Annotated in this window: 9 protein-coding genes and 1 other RNA gene; 3 read left to right on the top strand and 7 right to left on the bottom strand. The window is 29.8% G+C overall.

The window, feature by feature from the left end; genetic code table 11:
• Positions 1–17: 17 nt before the first annotated feature.
• The 7 genes from ACQCX0_RS04935 to gap form a co-directional block, all read right to left on the bottom strand.
• Positions 18–1,427, bottom strand: coding sequence for a DNA methyltransferase (locus ACQCX0_RS04935; protein WP_462563056.1), 1,410 nt, complete (start codon positions 1,425–1,427; stop codon positions 18–20).
• Positions 1,428–1,496: 69 nt separating this feature from the next.
• Complete coding sequence (locus ACQCX0_RS04930; protein WP_462563055.1) at positions 1,497–2,636, bottom strand: MFS transporter; 1,140 nt, start codon at positions 2,634–2,636, stop codon at positions 1,497–1,499.
• A gap of 22 nt (positions 2,637–2,658) precedes the next feature.
• The gene (locus ACQCX0_RS04925; RefSeq protein WP_462563054.1) at positions 2,659–2,958 is read right to left on the bottom strand and encodes a hypothetical protein; all 300 of its coding nucleotides are present in this window, start codon (positions 2,956–2,958) and stop codon (positions 2,659–2,661) included.
• Positions 2,939–3,676, bottom strand: a complete 738-nt coding sequence (locus ACQCX0_RS04920) for an inositol monophosphatase family protein (protein WP_462563053.1) — start codon at positions 3,674–3,676, stop codon at positions 2,939–2,941. Before ACQCX0_RS04920 ends, ACQCX0_RS04925 begins: the two co-directional genes overlap by 20 nt.
• A gap of 10 nt (positions 3,677–3,686) precedes the next feature.
• Positions 3,687–4,256, bottom strand: coding sequence for an elongation factor P (gene efp, locus ACQCX0_RS04915; protein WP_462563052.1), 570 nt, complete (start codon positions 4,254–4,256; stop codon positions 3,687–3,689).
• Between the two features lie 93 nt (positions 4,257–4,349).
• Positions 4,350–4,676 carry a hypothetical protein gene (locus ACQCX0_RS04910; protein WP_462563051.1) on the bottom strand — a complete coding sequence of 109 codons (327 nt, stop codon included), beginning with the start codon at positions 4,674–4,676 and terminating at the stop codon, positions 4,350–4,352.
• Between the two features lie 61 nt (positions 4,677–4,737).
• Entirely contained in the window at positions 4,738–5,745 is a 1,008-nt protein-coding gene (gene gap, locus ACQCX0_RS04905; RefSeq protein WP_462563050.1) for a type I glyceraldehyde-3-phosphate dehydrogenase, read from the bottom strand.
• Positions 5,746–5,910: 165 nt separating this feature from the next.
• On the opposite strand from gap, the gene ACQCX0_RS04900 reads away from it, so the two are divergent.
• The 3 genes from ACQCX0_RS04900 to ssrS all read left to right on the top strand — a co-directional run bounded on the left by ACQCX0_RS04900 (position 5,911) and on the right by ssrS (position 6,728).
• On the top strand, positions 5,911–6,183 hold the full coding sequence (locus tag ACQCX0_RS04900; protein ID WP_462563049.1) for a hypothetical protein: 273 nt from the start codon (positions 5,911–5,913) through the stop codon (positions 6,181–6,183).
• Positions 6,184–6,197: 14 nt separating this feature from the next.
• A complete protein-coding gene (locus ACQCX0_RS04895) occupies positions 6,198–6,533 on the top strand; it encodes a cell division protein ZapA (protein WP_462563048.1) in 336 nt (111 codons plus the stop codon).
• Between the two features lie 39 nt (positions 6,534–6,572).
• A non-coding RNA gene (ssrS, locus tag ACQCX0_RS04890) (6S RNA) lies at positions 6,573–6,728 on the top strand.
• Positions 6,729–6,838 lie beyond the last annotated feature (110 nt).

The following is a 6,838-nucleotide window of genomic DNA, read 5'->3' as shown; positions in this document are numbered from 1 at the left end:
AAATATAGTTTAATATCTTAATAAGTAATATTAGTAAAATCCTTAGGTAGATTATTTGCTAATAAATCTTCAACAGTTATAATATATATTTTTCTTAACTTTATTAGATGATATTCCTCTATAAATCCTAGTGTATCAGCTTCTTGGTACATACCCTTTGTAAAATATTTTTTAAACCCTACAAAAATTCCAAAATCAGCATTAAATTTATTTATAGAATCTTTAAAAGCTCTAATTTGGTTTATGTTAATATTCCCGCCTTTAACTTCTATTACTGCCATAAGTTTAGTAGTTTGTAAGGCACTTCTAATATTATAGGCTATATGCCCGTCAATTCCGCCGTCACCAGTTTTTTTAGTTTTGTGTCCTTGAAATTTATATTCAACTATCCATTCTTCAAATTTATATTTATGGGTTGTAGCTAGTTTTTCTGCACCTGCAAGATCTTTAGGAAAGCCTATTACTTCATAAATAGCCTTAAGGGGGGTTAACCGCTTTGCCTCAATTAAAGAAATAGCTAAGTGGTTAATATCAACCCCTAACCAAGTACGCTTTAGTTTTTCAGCAACTGTTACGGCAGTACCGCACCCACAAAAGAAATCTGCTACAATATCGCCTTCATTACTGCTGGCTTTAATTATGCGTTCTAAAAGTGCTTCTGGCTTTTGGGTGGGGTAGCCTAGACGTTCTTTGGCTGAAGGAGCAATGGGTTGAATATCAGAGAACCAATCATCAGGATGTCTGCCTAAAGGGTGTAGTTCTTGTTTTCCAAAATCTATACCTTTCCTTTTATTTCCGATTTTGTAGGCAAATCTTTTTATAGTTTCTTCTGCGTAAGGGATGCGTATTTGATCTAGGTTAAATAAATAATCACTAGTTTTTGAATATTTTAAAATTATATCATGCCGTTTTCCAAAATCCTTCTTTGGATATCCTGCACCCCTATAACACCAAACTATTTCATTTCTAAAGTTTTTCTGTGCAAAGATGATATCCAGTAAAATCTTTAAATAATGACTCATGGTAGGGTCGCAATGTAAATAAAAACTCCCGGTATCTTTTAAAATTTTATGCATATAGTAGATTCTATGAGCCATCATAGTAAGATAGCTCATCTGAGCATTAGTAAATATTTCTCTATTTAAGGTTAAGAATCTGTAAATTCTGATATTATCAGTATAAGACATTAAATCGTCTAATTCTTCACTTAAATTTACATTACTCCATGTATCAACAAAAGCTTCTTTTAAGGCTTTATTTTTTGCACCGTTTTCCTCATTTGTTATTAAATCTTGAAAGAGAATATTATAGTTTCTATTGCTATTAAAGGGGGGATCTATATAGATTAGGTCTACTAATCCTTGGGGGTACTCTTTAGTTAAAATTTTTAGAATATCAAGATTATCACCATAATATAGTGTATTCATATTTTCCCAATTCATATATCAATTGTTTGTTTTCTTAAAAGCTTAGTAGATATCCTCCAATAAAGTCAATTACTTTTTAAAAAGAATCAGCTTCAAACTGAGGAGTAGAGCACAAGTTAAACTTAAGGTGATAATTAGAAAAACATAAAAAATAGAATAATCATAGACTATTCCTAAAATGAATGGACCTAATACTTGTCCTAAAATTGCCCCTGATTGGTTAATTCCTAAGGCAAATCCCTGCTGTTGTTTGCGTGCTGTAACAGAAATTTTAGAATTAATGTTAGGTAATAATAAACCTAAAGCAATAGCAAAAACAGAAATACTAATAACAACTAAATACAAATGTTTTGGGTACACTAATAATAAACTTGCTGCCAAAATAGCTAAACTAAAGCCTAAGAGAATGCTAGGATTTTCTTTTATTAGATACGGAGCAATAATTTGAGTGATAGCTACAAATAGTGCAAAATAAGTTCCAATAATTCCTAAAGATAAAGGAGATAATTGAAATTCTTTGGCTCCCCATAAAACTAAAAAAGTTTGTAATCCGGAATAAGCAAACAGCATAAAGGTAAAAATAATAAAATACATTAGAATCTGACCATTTTTAAATAATAAGCGTAGCTCTGTTATAAGATGCATGTTCTTAGTAGATTTATATTTTATAGTTTCTTTATAAAAAATAGTACTTAATACTGCTGCGGCAAGAGTAAATATAGCTGCAATATAAAATGGTAAATCAAAAGTAGCAGTACTAAGTTCTCCGCCGGATAATAAACCACCGATTACAGGTCCTAAAATAAATCCTATACCGTAAGCAGTACCCATAAGCCCCATTAATTTAGTACGGTTTTTATCAGTAGATAAATCAGCAACACTGGCTAAAGCCACAGGAAAGCTTCCGGTAAAAGCTCCTGATAAGGCTCTTGCCATTAATAGTACTGTAAAAGAAGTAGCATTAGCTGTAAAAATATAAGAAATACCTAGCAAAAATAAACTTCCTACTATAATAAGTTTCCTACCTATTTTATCACTCAACCACCCCAACCAAGGGGTAGTTAATAATTGGAATAATGAAAAGATACCGGTTAGAATTCCAATGTGATAGGAATTTAAATCCATTTTTAGGGCAAAAACAGGTAAAATAGGTAAAATAATCCCAAATCCTATGGTATCAATTAACATAATAATAAATAACCAAAACATAAATTCTTCTCCTCAGATTACATTATTGTGTTGCTAAATTGCTACTACTAATGGGTTGAGATTTAGGTTTTCTACCTAAATGCGTAGGTTTAGTATAATTTTGATTTATTATCTCTTTTTGATTAATGTAAGTTAATACTTGATTTTTACTATTAATTTTACAAGTCACCGGTAATTCTTGGGGGTAAATCTTTTCATAAATAATAGGTCTTTCACAAGTAGTAGCGTTGCTTGAGCTTACTCCCAAGAAAACTACTAAAAATATTATAATAATACTTAAAACAGGCAGTAGTACCAATTTATTAAGAGAGGAAAATATCATTATTCAACAAACTCCTAGAGCATTGCAAATCAGTAACTAAGTTAGTATCCTTGTCTAATGAAAATGTAGTGTGAAAGTTAGCAGTATTTACAAGAGCTAAAGCAGCTATAAGATTATTATAATTAAAGGTTTGTTTATAATAACATAAATCTATTTTATGAGCTACTAAATAACATAAATCCATAATAGGAGCATTGCTAATTTGAATGTCATATTTAGAATTAATTTCTTGAAAAGCTTTAGTATCTGTAGCAATTAAAGAAATATTTTCTGAGGAATTTGCGTCTATTCTGATTTTTCTGCTGTTAAAATAAGTTCCTATTTTATCTTCTGCTAAAAATAATTCATTAATTAAAGGATTATAAATTACTCCTGCATAGGGTAAATCATCTCGTTTTACACCTATAGACACGGCAAAATTAGGAATTCCTCTTAAAAAATTTTTCTTACCCACAATTCCGTTGATTACAAAATAATTAGAAGTATCAGTATTTTCAATTTTGCCGTGAGTATTTAAAATAAAACTATAGCGATTACGAAACTGACCCAAATCCTTATAAAGGGAATTCTCTATTCTTTCAATAGATTGTGCCATATAGTTTTGAGCAGAAGGTAAATTTTTTTGTAAAAATTCTAATTCATTAAAATCTCTAATTATATTATGTGCAACTTTTTTCACAGCAATAGATAAAATATTTAAAAGGGGTGAATAACTCATTGTAGGGACCTTATTTTTTAGCTCGTTCCATATAAGAAGTATCTTCAGTATTAACTAAAATCTTAGTGCCTGCATCAATATGGGTAGGTACCATAACTTTAAGTTTATTCTCTAAGATGGCTGGTTTAAAAGAAGAAGATACGGTTTGTCCTTTAAGGGTTGCTTCAGTTTCAATGACTTCTAACACAACACTTTTAGGTAAAATAATATTTATAGGAGTATTTTCAAAAAATTCAATTAATACTTCTAAACTTTCTTTTAAATAAGGCAACTGTTCTTCAGGGATTTCAGTTTCTGCTATGTTAATTTGTTCAAAATTTTCTTTATTCATAAAAACCAATATAGAGTTATTTTTATATAAAAATTGAAATTCTTGTTGCACTAGAGTTACTCTTTCTACACTTTCCGCAGACCTAAACCGTTCATAAATCTTAATATTTCCCTTTAATTCTTTTAATTCAACCTGTAGGTAAGCTCCCCCTTTACCTGGTTTAGTATGCTGAGTTCTTATAGCTTTATAAAGCTTATTATTATGTTGAATAATCATTCCCGGACGAACAGCATTGCCAGATATCTTCATTATACTTCCTTATGGGTTATTCTTGAATAAATTATATCCTAAAGTTAGCAACTTATTTCTTTAAAAGCAAGACCTTATCGTAATTTTATAAAATTAATTAGTAAAGAATTCATAAAAAGCAGAATTATTAGCAAATATTTTAGAATTACCTAGGTTAAGCAAATTCTTAGGATTATGATAAATAAGATACGGTGCATCTTCTACTAGTAATTGAGTAGCAAAACCTAAATTATTAGCACAATCATAGGCATAGATAATGTCTTTAGGGAGATGATAGTTAATATATTCTAAAGCTAATCTTAACCCTAAGTTCGAGAGAAAATATATAGAAAAAATTAGTATAACAGAGTTAGAAGAAGTAGGAGTTTTGATAAACTCATGTAGTTCTTTAGTAGAATTAATAATGTGTAAGTTAATCATTTTAATATAAAAGGGTTAGAATACACTAATATTCTAACCCTTAACCTAATTATAACATTAATTAAACTCTCATCATAGCTACGGTAGTGTCTCCCATACGGTTTGAAAAACCCCACTCATTATCATACCAAGCAAGAACTCTTACAAAATTATTATCTAAAATTTGAGTTTGCGTTAAATCGAAAGTAGAACTATAAGCATTATGATTAAAATCACAAGATACTAAAGGTTCGTTATTAACTGCTAAAATGCCTTTAAGGTTGCCATTAGCTGCAACAATCATAGCATCATTAACTTCTTTTACTGTTAGAGATTTTTTTGATACAAAAGTAAAATCAATTAAAGAAACATTAGGAGTGGGCACCCTAATAGCAGAACCATCTAACTTACCGTTTAATTCTGGTAAAACTAATCCTACTGCTTTGGCAGCTCCGGTGGAGGTTGGAATCATAGACAAAGCACCAGCTCTAGCTCTTCTCATATCTTTGTGAAAAGTATCTAATAAAGGCTGATCTCCAGTATAAGAATGTATTGTAGTGCAATACCCTTTTTCTATACCAAAACTATTATTTAATACATAAACCACAGGAGCCAAACAGTTAGTAGTACAAGAGGCATTAGATACCACAGTATGTTCTTTAGTTAATTTAGTATGATTTACTCCGTAAACTACTGTTAGGTCTGCATTTTCACCAGGAGCTGAAATTAATACTTTTTTAGCTCCGGCAACTAAATGTAGTGATGCTTTTTCTTTTGAAGTAAAAATACCAGTACATTCGTATACTACATCTATTTTAAGTTCACCCCAGGGTAAATTTTTAGGATCTCTTTCAGCATATACTTTAATTTCTTTATCGTTAACCAACATAGTAGTATCACTGGTTGTATCTACTTTAGCATTTAAAATACCGTGAACAGAGTCGTGCTTTAATAGGTGGGCATTGATTGTAGCAGAGCCTAAATCATTAATTGCTACAACTTCTATATCAGTTCTGTTATTTTCAATTAGTGCCCTAAGAGTTAATCTGCCAATTCTCCCAAAACCGTTAATAGCAACACGAATGCTCATTTTTATTTCTCCTTAATTATATAATAGAATTACTACTTTAATAGTATTATAAAAAAGGCTATAATTCAATTATTAATTAAAGATTGAGAAAACAACTTAAATTAATTAATTTTTTGTAGTATAATTAGCTTGAATGAATCTGATACAATAAAGGATTAAAGATTAGTGGCATATTTAATAAAACAACAACTTCAGGAATTAGAAGAAGTACAACAACATATTATAAAACTTGCTGAAAAAGCACAATATTTGTATGAAACTAAAATGATGCCGGATTTTTTTGATACTGTTCCTCAACAAGAAGTGGAATCTTTGTATAGAGAAAATCATAATTTGAAAACTACACTTGTTAATTACAGAAATTTACTAGAGGATATTTCTAGGTCTGTGGAAGTTATTGTAAGAGAATTACAAAATCTAAATACTAATGATACTTAATAAGGTTATACAAAATGCCGGTTGTTGAAGTAGAAATTAATTCTAAAATTTATCAAATAGGGTGTACACAAGGAGAAGAACTCGGTGTTAAAAAATTAGCACAAGATCTTAATACTAAAATTAAAGATCTTAAAGATAGTAATCCTATATTTTTAATGAGTTTAGGCGAAGAAAAATTATTTTTATTTCTATCATTAGCTTTAATGGGAGAAATCTCAGAATTAAATCAGACTATGAATCCTGAAGTGTTGCAAGCTAATACTCTGCAAGAAGAAGAAATTAATATATTAAAAAAGAAGATTAAATATATTAAAAATAATCTTGCTAAGCTTGAAGATTATATGCAATAAAAATAATCTTATTTTATCTTAAAAAAGTGCTATAATATAATTGGGCTGGGAAACAATTCGTGAAGAAGCGTTTCACAAAGTCGATATTTTCATCCTGGGGACTGTCCCTGTTAGCTCTTAGGAACTAGCAAATGGTACCCACCTTTTTATTAGGGCTTTTGGATGGAAAGCTTCTAACGGTTTCTTGGCTCTTATTAATATCTATCGTATATTGGCTATGAATATTAACTACTCTAAGAGTTTACTAAGGCAAACTCTGAATAATATCTTAAAAATACGCCCTAATAATCAGAGAGAAATTCATA

The sequence above is a fragment of the Candidatus Hepatincolaceae symbiont of Strigamia maritima genome, from assembly GCF_055505085.1.
This window is presented reverse-complemented; position numbering and strand designations above follow the sequence as displayed.

Bases quoted from the DNA above. Each gene is read 5' to 3' on its own strand.
- ACQCX0_RS04930 (WP_462563055.1), bottom strand. From the start codon at position 2,636: ATGTTTTGGTTATTTATTATTATGTTAATTGATACCATAGGATTTGGG.
- gap (WP_462563050.1), bottom strand. From the start codon at position 5,745: ATGAGCATTCGTGTTGCTATTAACGGTTTTGGGAGAATTGGCAGATTA.
- efp (WP_462563052.1), bottom strand. From the start codon at position 4,256: ATGAAGATATCTGGCAATGCTGTTCGTCCGGGAATGATTATTCAACAT.
- ACQCX0_RS04895 (WP_462563048.1), top strand. From the start codon at position 6,198: ATGCCGGTTGTTGAAGTAGAAATTAATTCTAAAATTTATCAAATAGGG.
- ACQCX0_RS04925 (WP_462563054.1), bottom strand. From the start codon at position 2,958: ATGATATTTTCCTCTCTTAATAAATTGGTACTACTGCCTGTTTTAAGT.
- ACQCX0_RS04935 (WP_462563056.1), bottom strand. From the start codon at position 1,427: ATGAATACACTATATTATGGTGATAATCTTGATATTCTAAAAATTTTA.
- ACQCX0_RS04910 (WP_462563051.1), bottom strand. From the start codon at position 4,676: ATGATTAACTTACACATTATTAATTCTACTAAAGAACTACATGAGTTT.
- ACQCX0_RS04920 (WP_462563053.1), bottom strand. From the start codon at position 3,676: ATGAGTTATTCACCCCTTTTAAATATTTTATCTATTGCTGTGAAAAAA.